24 protein-coding genes are annotated in these 19,160 nt (G+C 68.0%); 13 read left to right on the forward strand and 11 right to left on the reverse strand.

Annotated elements, in window-relative coordinates; genetic code table 11:
• Nucleotides 1–163: 163 nt before the first annotated feature.
• From tuf to ACFWP5_RS28215, 8 genes are all read right to left on the reverse strand, one after another.
• Entirely contained in the window at nucleotides 164–1,357 is a 1,194-nt protein-coding gene (tuf, locus tag ACFWP5_RS28180; RefSeq protein WP_327401929.1) for an elongation factor Tu, read from the reverse strand.
• Nucleotides 1,358–1,533: 176 nt separating this feature from the next.
• The gene (gene fusA / locus ACFWP5_RS28185; RefSeq protein WP_384162250.1) at nucleotides 1,534–3,663 is read right to left on the reverse strand and encodes an elongation factor G; all 2,130 of its coding nucleotides are present in this window, start codon (nucleotides 3,661–3,663) and stop codon (nucleotides 1,534–1,536) included.
• Between the two features lie 39 nt (nucleotides 3,664–3,702).
• Nucleotides 3,703–4,173 (reverse strand): 30S ribosomal protein S7, encoded by a 471-nt coding sequence (rpsG, locus tag ACFWP5_RS28190; RefSeq protein ID WP_005481264.1) that lies wholly within the window; start codon nucleotides 4,171–4,173, stop codon nucleotides 3,703–3,705.
• 3 nt (nucleotides 4,174–4,176) lie between these two features.
• Nucleotides 4,177–4,548 (reverse strand): 30S ribosomal protein S12, encoded by a 372-nt coding sequence (gene rpsL, locus ACFWP5_RS28195; protein WP_003948652.1) that lies wholly within the window; start codon nucleotides 4,546–4,548, stop codon nucleotides 4,177–4,179.
• Between the two features lie 336 nt (nucleotides 4,549–4,884).
• Nucleotides 4,885–5,442 carry a DUF1707 and DUF4190 domain-containing protein gene (locus ACFWP5_RS28200; protein WP_384162253.1) on the reverse strand — a complete coding sequence of 186 codons (558 nt, stop codon included), beginning with the start codon at nucleotides 5,440–5,442 and terminating at the stop codon, nucleotides 4,885–4,887.
• A 158-nt stretch (nucleotides 5,443–5,600) separates the two neighbouring features.
• On the reverse strand, nucleotides 5,601–5,807 hold the full coding sequence (locus ACFWP5_RS28205) for a hypothetical protein (protein ID WP_384162256.1): 207 nt from the start codon (nucleotides 5,805–5,807) through the stop codon (nucleotides 5,601–5,603).
• The gene (locus tag ACFWP5_RS28210; RefSeq protein WP_384162259.1) at nucleotides 5,804–6,475 is read right to left on the reverse strand and encodes a hypothetical protein; all 672 of its coding nucleotides are present in this window, start codon (nucleotides 6,473–6,475) and stop codon (nucleotides 5,804–5,806) included. The genes ACFWP5_RS28205 and ACFWP5_RS28210 overlap by 4 nt, the downstream gene beginning before the upstream one ends.
• Nucleotides 6,468–6,803, reverse strand: coding sequence for a WhiB family transcriptional regulator (locus ACFWP5_RS28215; protein WP_384162261.1), 336 nt, complete (start codon nucleotides 6,801–6,803; stop codon nucleotides 6,468–6,470). Before ACFWP5_RS28215 ends, ACFWP5_RS28210 begins: the two co-directional genes overlap by 8 nt.
• A 275-nt stretch (nucleotides 6,804–7,078) precedes the next feature.
• Between ACFWP5_RS28215 and ACFWP5_RS28220 the strand changes: the two genes are divergently transcribed.
• The 5 genes from ACFWP5_RS28220 (at nucleotide 7,079) to ACFWP5_RS28240 (ending at nucleotide 9,785) form a co-directional block, all read left to right on the forward strand.
• Nucleotides 7,079–7,546, forward strand: a complete 468-nt coding sequence (locus ACFWP5_RS28220) for a helix-turn-helix domain-containing protein (RefSeq protein ID WP_384162264.1) — start codon at nucleotides 7,079–7,081, stop codon at nucleotides 7,544–7,546.
• Between the two features lie 259 nt (nucleotides 7,547–7,805).
• Nucleotides 7,806–8,219 (forward strand): hypothetical protein, encoded by a 414-nt coding sequence (locus tag ACFWP5_RS28225; RefSeq protein WP_043682841.1) that lies wholly within the window; start codon nucleotides 7,806–7,808, stop codon nucleotides 8,217–8,219.
• Nucleotides 8,220–8,377: 158 nt separating this feature from the next.
• Nucleotides 8,378–8,977: a phage tail protein gene (locus tag ACFWP5_RS28230; protein ID WP_384162267.1), complete on the forward strand. Its 600-nt coding sequence runs from the start codon at nucleotides 8,378–8,380 to the stop codon at nucleotides 8,975–8,977.
• Between the two features lie 89 nt (nucleotides 8,978–9,066).
• The gene (locus ACFWP5_RS28235; protein ID WP_384162270.1) at nucleotides 9,067–9,357 is read left to right on the forward strand and encodes a hypothetical protein; all 291 of its coding nucleotides are present in this window, start codon (nucleotides 9,067–9,069) and stop codon (nucleotides 9,355–9,357) included.
• A 65-nt stretch (nucleotides 9,358–9,422) separates the two neighbouring features.
• Entirely contained in the window at nucleotides 9,423–9,785 is a 363-nt protein-coding gene (locus ACFWP5_RS28240; protein ID WP_384162305.1) for a hypothetical protein, read from the forward strand.
• A gap of 41 nt (nucleotides 9,786–9,826) precedes the next feature.
• Here the strand turns inward: ACFWP5_RS28240 and ACFWP5_RS28245 are convergent, their stop codons facing one another.
• Nucleotides 9,827–10,696: a hypothetical protein gene (locus ACFWP5_RS28245; protein WP_384162273.1), complete on the reverse strand. Its 870-nt coding sequence runs from the start codon at nucleotides 10,694–10,696 to the stop codon at nucleotides 9,827–9,829.
• Between the two features lie 289 nt (nucleotides 10,697–10,985).
• On the opposite strand from ACFWP5_RS28245, the gene ACFWP5_RS28250 reads away from it, so the two are divergent.
• Nucleotides 10,986–11,192 (forward strand): hypothetical protein, encoded by a 207-nt coding sequence (locus ACFWP5_RS28250; RefSeq protein WP_033279999.1) that lies wholly within the window; start codon nucleotides 10,986–10,988, stop codon nucleotides 11,190–11,192.
• 7 nt (nucleotides 11,193–11,199) lie between these two features.
• Here the strand turns inward: ACFWP5_RS28250 and ACFWP5_RS28255 are convergent, their stop codons facing one another.
• Nucleotides 11,200–11,631: an ATP-binding protein gene (locus ACFWP5_RS28255; protein WP_384162276.1), complete on the reverse strand. Its 432-nt coding sequence runs from the start codon at nucleotides 11,629–11,631 to the stop codon at nucleotides 11,200–11,202.
• Between the two features lie 158 nt (nucleotides 11,632–11,789).
• On the opposite strand from ACFWP5_RS28255, the gene ACFWP5_RS28260 reads away from it, so the two are divergent.
• Together ACFWP5_RS28260 and ACFWP5_RS28265 are read left to right on the forward strand one after the other, a co-directional pair.
• Nucleotides 11,790–12,641: a helix-turn-helix domain-containing protein gene (locus tag ACFWP5_RS28260; protein WP_384162280.1), complete on the forward strand. Its 852-nt coding sequence runs from the start codon at nucleotides 11,790–11,792 to the stop codon at nucleotides 12,639–12,641.
• A gap of 12 nt (nucleotides 12,642–12,653) precedes the next feature.
• Nucleotides 12,654–12,851 carry a DUF397 domain-containing protein gene (locus tag ACFWP5_RS28265; RefSeq protein ID WP_384162283.1) on the forward strand — a complete coding sequence of 66 codons (198 nt, stop codon included), beginning with the start codon at nucleotides 12,654–12,656 and terminating at the stop codon, nucleotides 12,849–12,851.
• 197 nt (nucleotides 12,852–13,048) lie between these two features.
• Here ACFWP5_RS28265 and ACFWP5_RS28270 read toward each other — a convergent pair whose 3' ends face one another.
• The gene (locus ACFWP5_RS28270) at nucleotides 13,049–13,444 is read right to left on the reverse strand and encodes a hypothetical protein (RefSeq protein ID WP_384162286.1); all 396 of its coding nucleotides are present in this window, start codon (nucleotides 13,442–13,444) and stop codon (nucleotides 13,049–13,051) included.
• 97 nt (nucleotides 13,445–13,541) lie between these two features.
• Here ACFWP5_RS28270 and ACFWP5_RS28275 point away from each other — a divergent pair, with 97 nt between their 5' ends.
• The 5 genes from ACFWP5_RS28275 (at nucleotide 13,542) to ACFWP5_RS28295 (ending at nucleotide 18,972) form a co-directional block, all read left to right on the forward strand.
• A complete protein-coding gene (locus ACFWP5_RS28275; protein ID WP_384162289.1) occupies nucleotides 13,542–14,108 on the forward strand; it encodes a hypothetical protein in 567 nt (188 codons plus the stop codon).
• A gap of 33 nt (nucleotides 14,109–14,141) precedes the next feature.
• Nucleotides 14,142–15,338 carry a phage tail protein gene (locus ACFWP5_RS28280; RefSeq protein WP_384162292.1) on the forward strand — a complete coding sequence of 399 codons (1,197 nt, stop codon included), beginning with the start codon at nucleotides 14,142–14,144 and terminating at the stop codon, nucleotides 15,336–15,338.
• Nucleotides 15,335–16,597, forward strand: a complete 1,263-nt coding sequence (locus ACFWP5_RS28285) for a tape-measure protein (protein WP_384162296.1) — start codon at nucleotides 15,335–15,337, stop codon at nucleotides 16,595–16,597. The genes ACFWP5_RS28280 and ACFWP5_RS28285 overlap by 4 nt, the downstream gene beginning before the upstream one ends.
• Nucleotides 16,598–16,796: 199 nt before the next feature.
• Nucleotides 16,797–17,774: a phage distal tail protein gene (locus ACFWP5_RS28290; protein WP_384162299.1), complete on the forward strand. Its 978-nt coding sequence runs from the start codon at nucleotides 16,797–16,799 to the stop codon at nucleotides 17,772–17,774.
• Nucleotides 17,775–17,778: 4 nt separating this feature from the next.
• Entirely contained in the window at nucleotides 17,779–18,972 is a 1,194-nt protein-coding gene (locus ACFWP5_RS28295; protein WP_384162302.1) for a hypothetical protein, read from the forward strand.
• The last annotated feature ends 188 nt before the right edge of the window (nucleotides 18,973–19,160 follow it).

The following is a 19,160-nucleotide window of genomic DNA, read 5'->3' on the forward strand; positions in this document are numbered from 1 at the left end:
TAATTTGCTCAGCGGCATGACAAATGGTGGGACGAGTGGAGGGAGGGGACAACGGGTCGTACGCGCCGAATAGTTTCGTAACAGCAACCCGGGAACAGCAAAGAGACCCGTACGACCGAAGTCGTACGGGCCCCTCTGGAAAAGCTACCGGGTCAGATCAAGACTACTTGTTGATCTTGGTGACCTGGCCGGCGCCCACCGTGCGGCCACCCTCACGGATGGCGAACTTCAGGCCCTCTTCCATGGCGACGGGCTGGATGAGCGAAACCGTCATCTCAGTGTTGTCGCCCGGCATGACCATCTCGGTGCCCTCGGGGAGGGTCACGACGCCGGTCACGTCCGTGGTGCGGAAGTAGAACTGGGGACGGTAGTTGTTGAAGAACGGCGTGTGACGGCCACCCTCGTCCTTGGACAGGATGTACGCCTGGGCCTCGAACTCCGTGTGCGGGGTGACCGAGCCGGGCTTGATGATGACCTGGCCGCGCTCGACGTCCTCGCGCTTGATGCCGCGGAGGAGGAGGCCGACGTTCTCGCCCGCGCGACCCTCGTCGAGCAGCTTGCGGAACATCTCGATGCCGGTGACCGTGGTGGTGGTCTTCTCCTGCTTGATGCCGATGAGGTCAACGGTCTCGTTGACCTTCAGGACACCGCGCTCGATACGGCCGGTGACGACCGTGCCGCGACCGGTGATCGTGAAGACGTCCTCGACGGGCATGAGGAACGGCTTGTCGACGTCACGCTCGGGGGTCGGGATCGACTCGTCGACGGCGGCCATCAGGTCGAGGACCGTCTGGCCCCACTCCTTGTCGCCCTCGAGCGCCTTGAGCGCCGAGACCTTGACGACCGGCAGGTCGTCGCCCGGGAACTCGTACTCGGAGAGGAGCTCACGGACCTCGAGCTCGACGAGCTCCAGGATCTCCTCGTCGTCCACCATGTCGGCCTTGTTCAGGGCGACGACGATGTACGGAACGCCGACCTGGCGGGCCAGGAGCACGTGCTCCTTGGTCTGCGGCATCGGGCCGTCGGTCGCGGCGACGACGAGGATGGCGCCGTCCATCTGCGCCGCACCCGTGATCATGTTCTTGATGTAGTCCGCGTGACCGGGGCAGTCGACGTGGGCGTAGTGACGCGTCTCGGTCTGGTACTCGACGTGCGCGATCGAGATCGTGATACCGCGCTGGCGCTCCTCAGGAGCCTTGTCGATCTGGTCGAAGGCCGAGGCCTCGTTCAGGTCCGGGTACGCGTCGTGCAGCACCTTGGTAATGGCGGCCGTGAGGGTCGTCTTACCGTGGTCGATGTGACCGATGGTGCCGATGTTGACGTGCGGCTTAGTCCGCTCGAACTTCGCCTTCGCCACTGGGTCCTCCTGTGGAGTGGTTCTGGTACGCCTTACTCATCGGCGCCAGGTGATCTTTGCTGGGATGCCGCCCGCCGGGGTTCTGCTCCCGGTTTCCGGGGACGATCTCTCGTCCCGCTGCCGGTCTTCGGACCCCGGCGGTCGGTGTCAAGCCTAAAGCGTGCAAACGGTGTGTGTTACTCGCCCTTGGCCTTCGCGATGATCTCCTCGGCGACGTTCCGGGGAACCTCGGCGTAGGAGTCGAACTGCATCGAGTAGCTTGCGCGACCCGAGGTCTTGCTGCGGAGGTCGCCGACGTAGCCGAACATCTCCGAGAGGGGCACGAGGCCCTTCACGACGCGCGCACCGGCACGCTCCTCCATGGCCTGGATCTGGCCACGGCGGGAGTTGATGTCGCCGATGACCTCACCCATGTAGTCCTCGGGCGTGGTGACCTCTACGGCCATCATCGGTTCGAGGAGCACGGGGGACGCCTTGCGCGCGGCCTCCTTGAAGGCCTGCGATCCGGCGATCTTGAAGGCGAGCTCGGAGGAGTCGACCTCGTGGTAGGCACCGTCGAGAAGCGTGACGCGGACGCCCGTCATCTCGTATCCGGCGAGGATGCCGAACTGCATGGCCTCCTGCGCACCGGCGTCCACCGACGGGATGTACTCCCGCGGGATACGGCCACCGGTGACCTTGTTCACGAACTCGTACGCCGGGCCGTCGGACTCGGTGATGGGCTCGATCGCGATCTGCACCTTGGCGAACTGACCGGTACCACCGGTCTGCTTCTTGTGGGTGTAGTCCACGCGCTCGACGGCCTTACGGATCGTCTCACGGTAAGCGACCTGCGGCTTACCGACGTTGGCCTCGACCCGGAACTCGCGCTTCATACGGTCGACCAGCACCTCGAGGTGCAGCTCGCCCATACCGCCGAGGATGGTCTGGCCGGTCTCCTCGTCCGAGTGAACGTGGAAGGAGGGGTCCTCCTCCGCGAGACGCTGGATGGCTACACCCAGCTTCTCCTGGTCACCCTTGGACTTGGGCTCGATCGCGACCTGGATGACCGGCGCCGGGAAGTCCATGGACTCCAGGATCACCGGCTGCTTGTCGTCGCACAGCGTCTCACCGGTGGTGGTCTGCTTCAGGCCCATGACGGCGACGATGTCGCCGGCGCCCACCGCCTCGATCTCCTCACGCTTGTTCGCGTGCATGCGGTAGATCTTGCCGATGCGCTCCTTCTTGCCCTTGACGGAGTTCAGCACCGCGGTGCCAGTCTCCAGGCGGCCCGAGTAGACCCGGACGAAGGTGAGCTTGCCCAGGTGCGGGTCGCTCATGATCTTGAACGCGAGCGCTGACAGCGGCTCGTCCACCGACGGCTTGCGCTTGATCACGAGCTCCGGGTCCTTCACGTCGTGGCCTTCGATGGCCTCGACGTCAAGCGGAGTCGGGAGGTAGCGCACGACCGCGTCGAGCAGGGGCTGGACGCCCTTGTTCTTGAACGCGGTGCCACAGAACACCGGGGTGACGGTGATGCCGTCGGACTTGCCGGACGCGATGGTGACGCGACGGATCGCGGCGTACAGCTGCTCCTCGGTGGGCTCGATGCCCTCCAGGAACAGCTCCATGATCTCGTCGTCGTTCTCCGCGACGGCCTCGACCAGCTTGCCGCGGTACTCCTCGGCGGCCTCGGCGTGCGTGGCCGGGATGTCGACGACGTCGTACATCTCGCCCTTGGCCGCCTCGGCGGACCACACGAGCGCCTTCATGCGGACCAGGTCCACAACGCCCTTGAAGTCCATCTCGGCACCGATCGGAAGCTGCATGATCAGCGGCACCGCACCGAGGCGGTCCTTGATCATGTCGACGCAGCGGTGGAACTCCGCGCCGGTCCGGTCGAGCTTGTTGACGAAGCAGATGCGCGGCACGCCGTAGCGGTCGGCCTGACGCCACACCGTCTCGGACTGCGGCTCGACACCGGCGACACCGTCGAACACCGTGACGGCACCGTCGAGGACGCGCAGCGAACGCTCCACCTCGACGGTGAAGTCGACGTGCCCCGGGGTGTCGATGATGTTGATCGTGTAGTCGTTGTCCTCGAGGGGCCAGTGACAGGTGGTGGCAGCAGAGGTGATCGTGATGCCACGCTCCTGCTCCTGCTCCATCCAGTCCATCGTGGCGGCGCCGTCGTGGACTTCACCGATCTTGTAGCTGACGCCGGTGTAGAAGAGGATCCGCTCGGTGGTGGTCGTCTTGCCCGCGTCGATGTGGGCCATGATCCCGATGTTGCGGACCCTGGCCAGGTCAAGTGAAGTGGTAGCCATAAGGCTTCGGTCTTCTCTCGGTCTCGATGGGGTCTGCGACTACCAGCGGTAGTGCGCGAAGGCCTTGTTGGACTCGGCCATCTTGTGGGTGTCCTCGCGCTTCTTGACGGCCGCACCGAGGCCGTTCGAAGCGTCCAGAAGCTCGTTGAGCAGACGCTCGGTCATGGTCTTCTCGCGACGGGCGCGGGAGTAACCGACCAGCCAGCGCAGCGCGAGGGTGTTGGCGCGACCGGGCTTGACCTCGATCGGCACCTGGTAGGTCGCGCCACCGACACGGCGGGACTTGACCTCAAGCGTGGGCTTGATGTTCTCCAGCGCGCGCTTCAGCGTGATGACCGGGTCGTTGCTGGTCTTCTCGCGCAGGCCCTCCATGGCGCCGTACACGATGCGCTCGGCGGTGGAGCGCTTGCCGTTCAGCAGCACCTTGTTGATCAGGGAGGTGACAAGAGGAGAACCGTAGACCGGGTCGATGATGACCGGGCGCTTCGGGGCGGGGCCCTTACGAGGCATTTTCTACTTCTCCTTCTTGGCGCCGTAGCGGCTGCGGGCCTGCTTGCGGTTCTTGACACCCTGGGTGTCAAGCGAACCGCGGATGATCTTGTAGCGAACACCGGGCAGGTCCTTCACACGACCGCCACGCACGAGCACGATGGAGTGCTCCTGCAGGTTGTGTCCCTCACCCGGAATGTAAGCGGTGACTTCGATCCCGCTGGTCAGACGCACACGCGCGACCTTACGCAGGGCCGAGTTCGGCTTCTTCGGGGTGGTCGTGAACACACGCGTGCAGACGCCACGACGCTGGGGCGAACCCTCGAGTGCGGGCGTCTTGTTCTTCTCGACCTTGTCCTGCCGGCCCTTCCGGACCAGCTGCTGGATCGTAGGCACTACTTCTCCGGTTTCTGTGTGCCGATGGTGAAGCTAACCTGGAACATCGCCGACCCACGCGGTCGGGTGTGTCGGATCCTGCAGACTTTCGCCGGTGAGCAAAAGGGGCGCGGATCGCGGTGGCCGGTGTCGGCTCCCTTAGTGCGGTTCAAGGCACGCACGGGAGCCAGGGCACACCCCAGGCACAAGGTAGGAGCGTACCTACCGCATTCGCTGCGGTCAAAACAAATGGGTGCCGCCCACGGCTCGGCACGGAACATGCCGAAGCCACGCACCCTCCGCGATCTTCGAATCTACGGCGCGGAGGACTGGCCTCGGATCTACGGCGCGGAGCTCTCAGGGGGAGCTCGCGGCGGCCGCGATCATGAGCAGCAGCATCAGGACCCAGCCCGAGATGGCGAGCCACCCGAAGACCAGTCCGGTCAGCGCGAGTCCGTCGCCGCCCTCGTCGGTCCGCTGTATCTCCGCGCGGGCGGTGTGGCCGAGAATCACCGCGGGAATGCCGGTGAGGCCCAGCGTCGGCACGATGAGCAGGCCGCAGACCAGCGAGCCGACCGCCTTGCCGTTCGTCGGCGGCACCGGGCGCGGCAGGAACGTCGGCGGCACCGGCCGGAATCCCATCTGCGGTGCCTGCACGACCGCGGTGGCCTGCGGGCCCTGGGGCAGATCGGCGACCAGCAGCATCAACTCGCCCACCGTACGGGCGTCGTAGGCCCGGGCGACCCGCTTCTCCAGCTCGTCCTCCCGCAGCCGCCCCTCGGCGAAGCCCGCCCGGAGCACGTCCACCGCCCGCTCCCGGTCCGCGGTCGCGGCCAGCATGGACGCCCCTGGCTGTCCTGGCGACGGCTGGTGCGGTCCCTGCCACTGCCCCTGCCACGGTGTCGGGTATGACACGGAACACCTCCCCCGGCGCCGGAGACCGAATGCCTCCATGATGCTCCAACGCACCGAAAACGGCACCGGTTCCCCGGCGATACCGAAAGAGGCCGGCCACCCCCGCCCCCGTACAGACTCCTGGTCCCCTATAGAGAGGGGAGCGGGGTGGCCGTCCGTCAGCGTGCGCGCCGGATGCCGCCGGCGGCGCGTTCCGCGGCGAAGACGTCCTCCAGCCGGAACAGCTGTGCGCGCCCCGCCCTGCCGACCGGCGCCAGGTGCCCGAGCTGGACCCACTTGCGGATGGTGGCGGGGGCGACCCCGGCCTCCCGCGCGGCGAGCGGTCCTGGGATCAGCGTCGGCAGTCCGCCCCTCGTCTCCGTCATCGCTCCCACTCCCCCTCGTTCCAGGTGTGCCGGTAGGCCGGGTCGTCGTGGCAGCCGCAGTCCGGCGCCGGGCAACGGCAGGCGGGGTTCACACAGAGCACCGCGCCGCGGTCCGGGAAGGCCCGCAGCGAGACCGAGTCGCACCAGGGGCAACGGCCCGGCACCGGTACGACGGTCTCGGTGTCCCCCAGGGCGCGGGCACAGCGCCGGGCCATGCGCCGGGTCTCGTCCCGTACGTGTGCCGCGAGTACGGCGTCGGCGGCCACCTCGTCGAGCAGCCCGGCGATCCGCCGCAACCGCTCGGGCACGGACGCGCGCCGCGCACGGGGCAGGCCGAGCCGGTCCCGCACGGCCTCTTCCAGTTCTACGACGCCGTCCGTGATGTCCCGGATCGTGTCGGAGATGTGCAGGCGCAGCGGGGCCGCGCTGTGGCCGGGGGCGACGAGTCCGTGCCGTTGTTCCAGGAGGAGGGCCTCGGCGCGCTCCTCGCGGAGCCGGTCGGCGAGGTCGGGCGGGGGCGGCGGAGCGGGCGCGCGCTGGGTGGGTGCGGTGCGGCCGGGGGCGAGTTCGACGGTGAGTTCGGGGAACTGCTGGAGCAGCATGCCGATCCAGAGGGCGGCCTGCGCGGTCGGATCCGTCGCGGCGGACGCCGGACTCGGGTCAGGCAAGGGAGCCTCCCCGCGGAGCGCGCGTGGTCGGCAGCGCCGGCAGGGCCGTCAGGGCGGCCGGGAGGAGGTGTGCGGGGATCTCGACCGGGCGGCCGGAGCGGTAGAGGCGGCCGCCGCAGACGCCGTCGAACCAGTTGTCGGCCGGCGCGACGATCCGCTCGCAGTCCCGCCGTACCGGGCAGCGGGCGCAGGCCCGCAGGACGGGGGCGGCCTCCTTGACCTTCTTGGAGAAGACGGCCTTGGGCGGAAGCCCGGCACAGGCGGCGGCGGTCTGCCAGCCGGCGGGTTCGTCGTACGGGCGCAGTGGTGGGCAGGAGTCGATGGGCATGGGGCCTCCCTGTAGGACGGGTGTGGCACAGGCAGGTGGCAAGTGCCGTCCGGCCGTCCAGGTTTACAGATTGCGCGCGCGCTCGCAACGAAAACTTCGATCACTCACGTCACAGACGTGACGACAACCCGTCACGAAACCGGCCCCCATGCCCCCATCTCCACCGAACCTCCCCCTAATTGAGCCGATTTTCCTCAGTGCTTGCACGCGAGCACGTAATTCCGTGCGCGCAAGCAAGCTAAACTCGCTGCCATCCAAAGGAAGCGAGCACACAGATGACCAGCCAGGATCTGGACGCGTTCGCCGCGTGGGTCGAGGACCTGATGCGCGACCGCGGCTACGACATCGACAGCCCGCGCGGCGGCGGCAAGTCCCGGATAGCGGACGAGGCGGGTGTCCACCGGGCCGCCGTCACGCGCCTGCTGCAGCGCCAGAGCATGCCGGACCTGGAGACCACGCGCAGGCTCGCCCGCGTGCTGGGAGTGCCGGTCCGCGACATGCTCATCCGCTCCGGCCGGCTCACCGCGGAGGAACTCGCCGACCCCCACGACTACTTGGCCTCCCCCGCACCCGGCGCCGAGTTCACCCGCCGCCCCACCCTTGAGGAGGTCGCCGATCTGCTGGGGGTGCCGGCCGACCGGCGGGAGATGTTCGTGCGCGTGGTCGAGCAGTTCCTGCCGAACGACGTGCCGGCCGTAGGACACGCCGAACACGAGGAAGCACGACTGCTGGTGACCGACTGACCGGCTGACTTCCGGTCACCGGTTCGCCGGTTCGCGGTACGAGGGAACTGGTCCCTCCCTCTCCGCTCACAGACTTCTCCCCCCACCCCAACCCCCACCCCCACTGCACCTTCCCCCCACTCCCCTCGGTTTTTAGTTGCGTGCGCGCACGCTCGTCTGTCACAGTTGGTGCAGCGGCGGAGCTGCGCCCGCAGGTCGGCCGCTCAGTGCCTCGTCGCGTCCCGCACGCTCTCCCGAAGCTGCCCCGAGGTGACCCGGCATGACCACACCCACTCCACCGAGCGCCTTCCCGGACGTCGAGGCGATGATCGTCGACATCCTGGAGGACGACTCCCGGCTCTCCGGCGCGATCGTCGCCGTACAGGCGCCGACCGGCTTCGACGGCACGGCCGCCGCCGTGTTCGTCAACCGGCGCGGCGGCGCCTGGGTCGGCGAACGCCATGTCGACCAGCCGCTGATCGAGCTGGAGGTGTACGGCCCGACCAAACAGGCCGCGCACGTCCTGGCCAACGACGCCCGCCAGGCCGTACTGGCGATGGCGAACAACAAGTACGGCACGAACCTCGTCACCGAGGTCGAGGAGCAGGACGGCCCGCGCTGGCTGCCCGACTACCTCTACTCCGCGGCCAACCGCTACGTCACGGTGATGAAGGTGTACGTGGACGTCTACTGATCCGCTGGTCCGCTACTGATCAGCTGATCCGCGCAGACGCTCCGCGCCCCACAGACCGAAGGCCCCGCCACCCCCCGGCGGGGCCTTCTTCGTACCCGGACCTCCCGAGTACGACAGCACCCCATCTCAACTCACCCGGAAAACAAGGAGATTCACCCATGGCAGGAACCAACTCCTCCGAGATCCGCATCGCCGGCGTAGGCCGCCTGTACGTCGCCGCCGCCGACACCGACGTCCCGTCGACCTTCTCCTCCGACACCGCCACCGACTGGGCGACCTGGAAGAACCTCGGCTTCACCTCCGGTGACGGCGTCACCTTCAGCAAGAAGGACAAGCTGGAGCCGATCGACGTGTGGCAGGCCGTCAGCCCGGTGCACTTCGTGTACTCGGACCGCGACCTGACCCTGAAGTTCTCGCTGATGCAGTTCAACGAGGACACGCTGCCGTTCTTCATGGGCGGCGGCGGGGTCAGCGCGGTGACGGGTTCGACGGGCGTCTACCAGTACGACATCGCCGACCGGCCGTTCGCCGATGTACGCGCCCTCGGGCTGGAGTTCACGGACGTCCGGGCGAGCGACGGTTCGACCGTGACGTACCGCTTCGGCATCCCGCGCGGTCAGGTCACCGCGGCGGACGACATCAAGCTGGCCCGGAAGTCCGCGGCCCAGCTCGGCATCACCTTCAGCGCGATGTCCGCCGCCGACGGTTCGGCGCTGGCCAGCTTCGTGATGAAGGACGCCGCGTACGCCGCGTCCTGACCCACCGGGGTGGGACAGGCACGGCCGCCTGTCCCACCCCGGGCCCCAACTCCCTCTCCTCCAAAGCCTGTTAAGGAGCACTCATCACCATGGCCCGTTTCGACGTCAACGCAGCCCGCGCCCAGCGGCTCGAAGCCCTCGGCCGCACCTGGTCGTTCGAACTCGACACCGAGAGCTACACCCTCCCCACCGAGCTGACCCGCGCCACCGCCAGGGCGCTGCGCAAGCTCGACGACAACGACGTGGACGGGCTGCTCCGACTCCTCCTGGGCGAGAAGCAGTTCACCCGCTTCGAGCAGCACGAGGTCACGATGCAGGACATCGCCGCCATCCTGGAGGCCTACGGCAAGGAGACCGGGCTCGGCCTGGGGGAAGGCTGAGCCTCGTCGGGTTCGTGGACGAACACGCCGAGGCCCTCGAAGCGGACCTGCTCCGCTATTACGGCATCGATCTGCTCGACTGGCACCGTGACCGGCTCTCCGCGCGCCGACTCACCGTGCTCGTCAAGCAGTTGCCGCGCGACAGCGCCCTCAACCGGGAGCTGCACGGCGAGGCCGCCGACTGGTCGGTGACCGACCATCTGCTGGCCGCCGCCGTGGACCATCTCGCCGCCGCGAACTGGATGTTCGCCTCCGTCAACTCGGAGGAGGGCGACCAGCCGGACCCACCGACACCGGTACCGCGGCCTTCGTACGACGACACGGGGACCGGGGGCGAGGAGACGCCGGGCGGCGGGGCGAGGCCGGAGGAGACGGCGGCTGCGGATACGGCGCCGTCGACGGTCCAACTGGCCCGTTTCTTCGGTTGATTGGGGCCGGTGGGCCCGGTGTCGGTGTGTGCCGGCACTGTTCAGCCCGCCGGGTCCTCCGCCGGTCCCGTCTCTTCGTCCCGGCGCCGGCCGGGGGCCCGGCCCTCCAACTCGTCCGCGAGGGCACGAGCCTTGGCGGAGAGACGGGGGCGTTTCTCGCCCCGGTCGTTGGCGGAGGCAGAGGAGGGTGCCGGTTCGGAGGGCTCGGTTCTACGTCCCTTGTCGCGTCCGGCACCGGTGTTCAGCCGGGGCACGCTGGGCCGCCCGTTGCGCCGTACGACCGAACGCCGTTCGGCGGGCGCGGCACGCTTCTCGCGCACGTCACGGGCGGTGACAAGGATGTCGTCGGCTTCCGTATCCGCGTCCGGTACGTCCGTCTCCGCATCCGGTACGGGTGACGGCGTCCCGTCCGCCACGACCCGCTCCCGTTCCCCGCGCTCTTCTACCCGCGTCAACTCGGAGGGTGGCCGGAGCAGTTGGACGTAGGGAAGCTGAATGACCTCACCCCCACCACCCCCGCCGCCGTAGTCACGATCCCGTGCGCGGCGCGGCCGGCGCCCGGTGCGGGCGTCCTCCTGCCCCTGGAGGTAGGCGGCGGTGATCCGTTGCTCGTACGCCAGCCGCACGGCCGGGAGTTGCTCGTCGACCACGTCGGCCCAACCCGCGCTGTAGGCGGCCAGTTCACGCCGGTCGAGTTCGGCGCGGGGCAGGATCACCAGGTCGTCGGGGGCGTGGCCGAGCCGTAGGACCAGTTCGGACAGGCGGGCGATGAGATGGGGCAGATCGGGAGCTTGTTCAAGCCAGTCGATCACATGCGTCTGCCGCGCGTTGCTCGCGTTGCCATCCACCCCGTAGGCCTTGCTCTCGTCCCTGCCCCACCGCGCCCCCCAGCGCGAGGACGGCCGCCCCATCGCCGCCCACCGTCGTAGACAGGCCCCCAAACGCCGCACCGGGCCTGGTCATTCACCTTTCATTCACCGACGGGAGAACGGCCGGATCCTACTTCACCAACCTGGCACAACCTCCACCGCACCCCGTATCACCGCAGGTCCGGCCCGCAAAGCGGGCAACTGTCTTCGGCAAACACGAAACACCACCACAGGATTACTCGTACACTAGTTCGAACTGACGCTTCGAGCGCACCAGGAGCGCCACCTGTACCACCAGCCGAGCGGACAGACAGGAAAGCAGGACGACGACATGGCGACTGGCACGAGTCACTCCCCGCAGCAGCCGATCGACACCTACACCCGCCTCGCCCACCTCCTGCACTCCCCCGCCCCCGACCGCACGGCGTTGCTCGACCGGCTGTACGAGGAGTTGCTCACACGGGAGTCGCGGGCGTACGCGGCGGGGTGGACGGACGCGCTGACGGAGGCGGGACGGGGACGCGGGGGCCGGCCGTAGGCGCCGCTCACACAGCGAACGTGCACCACACCTGCTTCTCGTCGAACCCCGTACGGTGCCACCCCCACCGCCGCGCCAACGCCTCGACGAGCCGCAGCCCCCGGCCGCCCTCGCTGAACAGGTCGGCGTCCGCGGGCAGTTCGGGCACCAGCCCGGGGGCGTGGTCGGTCACCATCACCCGCAGAAACGGCGGAGCGAACTGCCGCCCGACCCCGAGCGTCAGCTCCAGCCCGGCGAGCCCGCCCCCGTGCCGTACGGCGTTGGTGCACAGCTCCCCCACGGCGAGCTCGACGGAGTCGGCCAACTCGCCCAGTTTCCAGTGCTCTTGAAGCCAGACGCGGGTGCGGTGCCGGGCTTCGGCGACGGGGCGGAGGGGGTCGAGGGCGGAGGTGTCCCAACCGACGCGGGTGGGGGTGGTGTTGAAGGGGGGAAGGTCCATCGTGCACCTCGCGGGGAGTCGATGAGTGGCTTGCGTCACACCGTAGCGGCAATTTCCAACCCGTGAGACCGAGTTAACCCCAACAGGTTGAATTTTGGTGTTCGATAGACGGGCCCGACACCGGTGGGCACACTGTGCGCGAGCGAGGAGAGGACGACATGGCACCGAGGCAGGCCCCGACAGTCCGGCAACGCCGTTTCGGCGCCGAGCTACGACGGCTGCGGGAAGCCACCGGCATGTCCGCACCGCGAGCCGCCGAACTCCTCGGCACGGACCGCACCACGATCTCCAACACCGAGGCGGGCCGCTTCGGCATCAGCGAGCAGCGCCTGCGACGCCTGGCGGCGATCTACGAGTGCGACGACCCGACGCTGATCGACGCGCTGGCCTCGATGACGGGTGGGCGCAGCGGAGGCTGGTGGGACGAGTACCGGGGCAAGGTGCCGCCCGACTTCCTGGACCTGGCCGAACTGGAGCATCACGCGGCGTCGCTGCGCACGCTCCAGACCGCTCATCTGCCGGGCATGTTCCAGGTCGAGGACCACGCGCGCGCTCTCTTCGACCTGTTCATCCCGGCACTGCCGCGCCTGGAAGTGGAACTGCGCATCGCCCAACGTCTCGCCCGCCACGCGGTGATCACCAAGGAACCCCCGGTGCCATACCAGGGCGTGATTCACGAGACCGCGCTCCGTATGCAGGTGGGCGGCCGGCAGGTGGCCCGCACACAGCTCAGCCACCTGCTCTCGGAGAGCGAGCGGGGCAACGTCACGCTCCTCGTGATCCCGTTCAGCGCGGGCGGATTCCCCATGGCGGGCGACTCCGTGCTCTACGTGGCGGCCGACAGCCCCCACCTGGACACGGTCCAACTGGACTCCCCCACCGGGGCCGTCTTCTTCGACGCCCCCGCGCAACTGGCCAACTTCCGGCGCCGTATGGACGCGGTCGAACAAGTAGCGTTGAATCGCAGCCAGTCGAGGGACGTCATCCTCGACATCATCAAAGAGCTGTAAGAGGAAGCCGCCGTGCCCGAGTTGAAGTGGATCAAGTCCTCGTACTCCGAGGCATCCGCCAACAACTGCGTCGAGATGGCGACGGCCGGCCCCCTCATCGCGCTCCGCGACTCGAAGCACCCGGAACTGCCGTGGGCCACCGTGAGCCGGGCGGCGTGGTCGGAGTTCACCGGCGCCTTTGGGGCGGGCCAACCGCAGACCGGGCAGTAGCGCCCACCCGGGAGGGGATGCCCGCCCTCCTGCCGCCTGATATCAGCGTCCGGCCATGTTGTTGATCTCCGGCGCGACCGGCGTCGTAGCGCTCACTCGTCGACAAGAGGCACGATCGCGATCAATACGGTCGCCACCGCGACCCCTTCACGTGCCGACGATCACCATGCGTCCCTCCCGGGTCTTCCCCTCTCACTTCAGTGGCTCTCGACAAGGGCAATCGTCGCGGCTATCAGCACAGGCAGAGCCACGCACGAAGGGTACGGAAAAGCCCTTTTCAGGGTATGCCTGGACGCAAGTGAGGGTGGAGCGTAGCGAGCGGGGTCGTGAAGCGCGTCCAGCTCTTCACCCACATCCACGGGCGGCGTCCTGTAATTCGTCTCTTTAAATTGGTAGACGAGACCCTCTTCGGCATACACATATCTGAACACCATTGTGTACCGACCGTTTTTCTCTTTGTCGATCCCGATGCATCTCACCTTCACCGGAACGCCCCGAACCCGCAGTGCGCGATAGATGCGAAGTCCACGAATGTCGACCAAGAAGAAGCCGATACAGGCGACGGCGATCACCGCGTATGCCCAGAAACTCAAGATTCCCGCCTCCGAGAAGAAAGAACCGATCCATATCCCACATCGCCAGCGTACGGACACAGCACTGCCCAAGTGACCTTTTGGAGGATCTCCACCGATGAGCGAGCCGACCAATGCGGACATTTGCGACCGCATAGATGCAGTCAAGGGACAACTCGGAACGGTCGGCGGGAACGTCGTCCACATCAAGGAACAGATGCTCACCCGCGCTTACTTCGACGCGGAGATGAAGAAGCTGACCGGAAAGGAAGGAGGGAAGGCCGGCGGAGGGTCCGCGGAAGAGAAAAAAGACGAGGGAGCCGACTGGAAGACGCAAATCTCCACGTGGGCCGATGCCCTCGGCACCGGAGTCGGAAAAGTCGTCGAGAGCCTGCTCGCCGGCAAGTTGGAGGCGCTGACCCTTGCCGTCATCGGCCTCTTCGGAATCCAGTTGCTCTCCTGGACGAACCTCCTCAAGAACCTGTTGGACAAGCGGGGATTCGAAGAGAAACCCAACCAGTTCCTCAAATACGGGAAGAAGCCGACCGGCCCTCAGCCACAGGGTCCGATACGTCCTGCTGACATCCAGAACCTGAAGGACGCCCGACGGGTTGCCACCGCCCTGGCACGGTCCCTGACCAATCTCTCGCAGGAGATGGAGCGAGTGGCACAAGCCGCCGCATAAGAGTCCTGCTTCGACCGAAAGGATGGATGGATCATGGGACTCGCTCGCTCGCTGAGCAGTACGACCTCAGCTCTCAAGAACTTCAAGGCCCAGGCGGACGCGGCCGGCAGATCCGCGAAGAGCGTGGGTGAGAACGCCAAGTCGGGGGAGACCAACCTCAAGCTGTTGAAGAGCTCGGCCCAGGGCTCGTCCAAAGACCTGAAAGACCTCAAGACCGCCTCCGACCAGGCCGAGAAGTCCCTCGGCAAGGCCGGCAAGACGGGTTCCAGCGCCGGAACCGACCTCGGGAAGTACGAGACCGGGGCGGGCAAGGCGGCCAAGGGCCAGGACAAGATGAACAGGTCGATGAAGGGGAACTTCTTCGGCCTGCTCATGAGCCTGCTCCAGCCGCTCATCGACAAGGTCATCGACATGGTGACCAACTCGAAGACCATGCAGAAGGTCCTGAAGCAGGCCTTCGAGGTCATCAAGGCCGTGATCAGCAGCGTCATGAAGGCCATCGAGCCGATCATGAAGAACGCCGGCAAGCTGATCAAGTCGGTCTGGAGCGGCATCAAGACGGCGATCACGAACATCGTCAAGGCCGTCGCCACGGTCATCAGGACCTACGTCAACGTGTGGAAGTCGATCATCACCGGCGTCCTGAAGGCGATCAGCACGGTCGTCTCCAACGTCTGGAAGGGCATCAAGGCCGTCATCTCGCCGGTCGTCAGCTGGGTCAAGTCCGCGATCCCGGACGCCTTCCGGGCCGTAAAGGACCGGCTGTCCAGCATCTGGGGCGGACTGAAGGGCATCGCCGGCCGGGCCTTCGACGGCATCAAGGGCGCGGTGCGCGACCCGATCAACGCCGTCATCGGTCTCATCAACCGCGCGATCGGCGCCCTCAACGGCATCCACGTCTCCATCCCCGGCTGGGTCCCGATGGTCGGCGGCAAGACCTTCGGCGTCAGCCTGCCGAGGATCCCCGCGCTGGCCTCCGGCGGTGTCGTCATGCCCCGCTCCGGCGGTGTCCCGGCGCTCCTGGCCGAGGCCGGTGAGGCCGAGGCCGTACTGCCGCTCAGCAAGCTCGACCGGCTCCTGAAGCGAGCGGCCTCGCAAGGGCGGGCGTACGCCGGTGTCTCCGCTACCGATGGCAGCGCGCTGCATATCGAGCACTACTACGCGGCCGAGACCAGCAGCCCGCAGCGGACCGCCGACGCATTGATGTTCCTGGCGAAGGCGCGCGGATGAGCAGTATGGCGAGCGCTCTGGCCGTAGCGACCAGGACGCTGGCGAAGTCGGAGAGCGCCGCCGTTCAGGCCGCCCGGTCACTACGGGCGTCGAGATCCGGTCTGGACTCCGCATCGGACGCCGTCCTCAGGCTGCGCAGTGACGCCGATCAGGCCTCCGCCTTCCTGAGCAAGGTGAAGGAGGACGCGGGGAACACAGCCCGTTCCGTCACCAGGACCGGTCAGACAGCCACCACCGCCGCATCCGGCATCAAGTCCACCAGCACCAGGGTCAGGTCCGCCGGAAAATCCCTCGGCAAACTCACCACCGGCCTCGGCGGAGTCATCGCCATCGTCGGCGCCCTGATCGCCGCCTCCGGTGTCCTAGGCGGCCTCCTGGACACCTTCGGCACGGCCATGACCATCGGCTCCGGCGTGATGATCGTCGTCAACGCCCTCACCCGAGCCAACCCGATCGGTTTCGTCGCCGGTCTGCTCCTCCCGCTGGCGGGCTGGCTGCTGGACATCGCCCTGAACTCCGAGACCGGCCAACGCCTGATGGACCAACTGGCCACGCTGATCCTGAAGTACGTCCAGAGCTACCTCACGATCCTCGGCCCGATCCTCAAGCTCATCGCGAGCGCGGTGAACACCTACGTCACCGGCTACCTCACCCTGATCACCACCACCCTCTCCGTCCTCGGCACCGTCATCGGCACCGGCTTCGCCGTCCTCAAGGCGCTGACCACCGGCGACACGCACGCCCTCAGCGGCAAGGTGTCCGCGATCTGGAGCGGCTTCAAGAACGCCGTCAAGCCGGTGCTGAACTGGATCACCAAGCAGATCCCGGCAGGCTTCACCCGGGTCAAGGACGCCACCTCCAACACCCTGCGCGCGATGGGGCAGTTCGTCACCACCGGCGCGCAGACCGTCGCCGGGGTCGTGAAGGGACCGATCGAGGGCCTCGTCGCCTTCGCGAACTGGGTGATCGACGGCCTGAACAAGCTCAGCTTCAGCATCCTCGGCAAAAAGTTCGGCGTGCATCTCAGCAAGATCCCGATGCTCGCGGAGGGCGGTATCGCGGTCCCCGGTGCCAGGACCGGCAAGGTCCTGTCGCTCACCGCCCTGGAACGACAGCGCACCCTCGCAGCCCGCAGCCGGACGGCCAAGCACACCCAACCCACCCACCACATCAAGGAGTTCCACGAGAGCAACGGCACCGGCGCCCACGGCACCGCGACCGACCTGCTCTTCCTGGCCTCCGCCCACGCCCGCGCATGAGGCGGCAGCCACCCAAGCCCACGCGCGAAACGGCGATCTCCCGAGCCCGCGTACGAGGCGGCGGCTACCCAAGCCCACGCGCGAAGCCGCAACCACCCGAGCCCGCGTACGAGGCGGCAGCCACTCCCGCCCGCCCCCGCTCACGCAGCGGCACCCATCACCCATCACCACCCACCCACCCCAGTGAGGTGACGGCCCCATGGCCGATCTGACGACCATCACATCCACCACCACATCCATCACATCCACCACGTCCACCACATCCACCACATCCACCACATCCACCGATGACGTTCCCCCCGGCTCACTCATCACCCGCGACGGGCAGATGCAGTGGGCCGGACTGCTGCTCGGCCCCGGTACGCCGTACGAGATCGGGAGTGACGGGCTGACCGGCTGGGAGGATCTGCCGGACTACGACACGACCGACGCCGACCACCCGACCGCGCACGGCGCCTGGCCGGGCGCGCGGTACGCCAAGCCCCGTAAGGTCGGCGGCTCGGTGTGGACCGTGCCGACCAGCGACGACACCGCCTCCTCCCTCTCCGCGATGCGCGCCCTGCGCCAGGCGCTGCTGCTCGGCGACTCGGAGCGCTGGCTGGCGGTACGGCTGCACGGCGAGACCCTCGCCATCAGGGCACGGGTCTCGCAGCGCGTCCTCGCCGCCGACCGGACGTACACCACCCAGGGCGTCTCCAAGGCGTCCGTGCAGTGGTACGCCACCGATCCGCGCCGGTACACCGTCGACGAGCAGACGGCCGTCACCGGTGCCCCGCAGCCGGAGAGCGGGCTCACCTGGCCGCTGACCTGGCCGCTGTACTGGGGCCAGGCGTCGTCCACCGGTGACGTGGGTGCCGACAACTCCGGTTCGGCACCCACCCACCCGATCCTCACGTTCACCGGCCCCTGCACCAACCCCACGGTCACCGACCGGACTTCGGGACGACGGCTGCGCTACGAGATCGGACTCGCGACAGGCGACGAACTGGTCGTGGACACGGCGGCCGGCACGGTCACCCTCAACTCCACGGCCTCACGCCGCCACACCGCGGCCGCGGACAGCAGCCCAGAAGAACTCTTCGCCTTCGAACCGGGCCGCGCCGAGCTGGCGTTCCGCCCGGACACCTACGACACGGGCGCGCAGCTCTCGGTGCGCTGGCGCTCGGCGGAGTGGTGATCGCATGACGGTCACAACGGCCTGGCTCACCACGAACGACCAGACCCGCCAGGACACCCGGCTCACCCTCTCCGGCCTGCTCACGATCAACGCCGGCGCGGCCGAGAACGTCCCACTCAAGGCGCGCGGCGGCATCGTCCCGGGCGGCTTCGCGCTCACCGGCACCACCGGGGCGATGACGTTCACGATCGGCACCGGGCGTGCCTTCGTGCAGAGCGGCCGGATCCTCCAGGGCGCCTACCCGGTCGCGGTGACCGACCCGGAGCCCCTGACCGTGCCGGACGGCGACGCCCAGTACGCCCGGATCGACCTGGTCGAACTCGCCGTACTGGACGACGAGTACGACGGCACAGGCACAACCACCGCACTGGTACGGCTCGTTCAGGGCACCCCGGCGGCCACGCCCACCGTGCCCAACACCCCGAACGGCAACGCCATCCCGCTCTACCGGATCGCGGTACCGGCCGGCGCCTCGGCAGGCGCCGGCGGCCTGTCCTGGACCACGGCGGTCACCAACCTCCGCTACTCCACAGCGGCGTTGGGCGGGATCGTGCCGGCGTCCGGCTTCGACGGCGCCTATCCCGGGCAGTACCGGGACACCCCGGGCACGTTCCAGCGCTGGGACGGCTCGGCGTGGGTGTCGTACCCGAAGGCGGTCGGCGGTATCGCGCCGATCGGAGCGCTGAGCACGGGGAGCTACACCGGCCAGTACCAGGAGAACGCGGCCGGGCTGCTGCAACGCTGGGACGGCTCCAACTGGCAGTACGCGGAGGGCCGTTCAAAGATCCTGCTGAGCGTCGAGCAGACCACAGCGCAATCCGTGGCGACCGGGCCCTGGACCCAGATCACGCTCCAGACGACAGACATCGACGACGTCACCGGCTGGTCGGGGTCGAACACGTACACCGTGCCGAGGGCGGGGTGGTGGCGGGTAACCGGCACCATCACCTGGTTCAACGAGTCGACGACCGGCTCGCGCGGCGCCCGCATCTACCAGAACGGCGCCGGAGTCCCCCGCGCCACCTGGCTGGTGGGCGCCGGCCCCGGCGCGACCAGCGTCACCGGCACCGCCCTCCTCAAATGCGCGACCGGCGACAAACTCGCGCTCTACGGCCTCCAGAACTCCGGCTCCACCCTCACCACCCTCGGCGGCTCCGGCTACGCCACCAACTTCACGGCCGAGTGGCTCCGTTCCTGAACTCCCCCTCACGCACGGCCAGTTGCCCCCGTCCGGAATGGGCCGGAATGGACCACGCACCCGCACCCGCCAACGAAACGGGAGCGGGTCGTGGCGGTACGGCGCAGCCCGCCGCGTACCTGGTCCCCACCCCTCCAACTGTGGCAACACCAGAGGGGCACAACCAGCGGCGGGCTCGCCGTACCGCC

The sequence above is a fragment of the Streptomyces sp. NPDC058469 genome (assembly GCF_042721125.1).
Classification (GTDB): domain Bacteria; phylum Actinomycetota; class Actinomycetes; order Streptomycetales; family Streptomycetaceae; genus Streptomyces.

What these genes read in the sequence shown, in the direction of transcription:
- ACFWP5_RS28225 (WP_043682841.1), top strand. Translation starts at nt 7,806, where the DNA reads ATGACCACACCCACTCCACCGAGCGCCTTCCCGGACGTCGAGGCGATG.
- ACFWP5_RS28205 (WP_384162256.1), bottom strand. Translation starts at nt 5,807, where the DNA reads ATGACGGAGACGAGGGGCGGACTGCCGACGCTGATCCCAGGACCGCTC.
- fusA (WP_384162250.1), bottom strand. Translation starts at nt 3,663, where the DNA reads ATGGCTACCACTTCACTTGACCTGGCCAGGGTCCGCAACATCGGGATC.
- ACFWP5_RS28245 (WP_384162273.1), bottom strand. Translation starts at nt 10,696, where the DNA reads ATGGGGCGGCCGTCCTCGCGCTGGGGGGCGCGGTGGGGCAGGGACGAG.
- ACFWP5_RS28275 (WP_384162289.1), top strand. Translation starts at nt 13,542, where the DNA reads ATGAGCGAGCCGACCAATGCGGACATTTGCGACCGCATAGATGCAGTC.
- ACFWP5_RS28285 (WP_384162296.1), top strand. Translation starts at nt 15,335, where the DNA reads ATGAGCAGTATGGCGAGCGCTCTGGCCGTAGCGACCAGGACGCTGGCG.
- rpsG (WP_005481264.1), bottom strand. Translation starts at nt 4,173, where the DNA reads ATGCCTCGTAAGGGCCCCGCCCCGAAGCGCCCGGTCATCATCGACCCG.
- ACFWP5_RS28255 (WP_384162276.1), bottom strand. Translation starts at nt 11,631, where the DNA reads ATGGACCTTCCCCCCTTCAACACCACCCCCACCCGCGTCGGTTGGGAC.
- ACFWP5_RS28235 (WP_384162270.1), top strand. Translation starts at nt 9,067, where the DNA reads ATGGCCCGTTTCGACGTCAACGCAGCCCGCGCCCAGCGGCTCGAAGCC.
- ACFWP5_RS28290 (WP_384162299.1), top strand. Translation starts at nt 16,797, where the DNA reads ATGGCCGATCTGACGACCATCACATCCACCACCACATCCATCACATCC.
- ACFWP5_RS28295 (WP_384162302.1), top strand. Translation starts at nt 17,779, where the DNA reads ATGACGGTCACAACGGCCTGGCTCACCACGAACGACCAGACCCGCCAG.
- ACFWP5_RS28260 (WP_384162280.1), top strand. Translation starts at nt 11,790, where the DNA reads ATGGCACCGAGGCAGGCCCCGACAGTCCGGCAACGCCGTTTCGGCGCC.
- ACFWP5_RS28250 (WP_033279999.1), top strand. Translation starts at nt 10,986, where the DNA reads ATGGCGACTGGCACGAGTCACTCCCCGCAGCAGCCGATCGACACCTAC.
- ACFWP5_RS28220 (WP_384162264.1), top strand. Translation starts at nt 7,079, where the DNA reads ATGACCAGCCAGGATCTGGACGCGTTCGCCGCGTGGGTCGAGGACCTG.
- ACFWP5_RS28280 (WP_384162292.1), top strand. Translation starts at nt 14,142, where the DNA reads ATGGGACTCGCTCGCTCGCTGAGCAGTACGACCTCAGCTCTCAAGAAC.
- ACFWP5_RS28230 (WP_384162267.1), top strand. Translation starts at nt 8,378, where the DNA reads ATGGCAGGAACCAACTCCTCCGAGATCCGCATCGCCGGCGTAGGCCGC.
- ACFWP5_RS28215 (WP_384162261.1), bottom strand. Translation starts at nt 6,803, where the DNA reads ATGCCCATCGACTCCTGCCCACCACTGCGCCCGTACGACGAACCCGCC.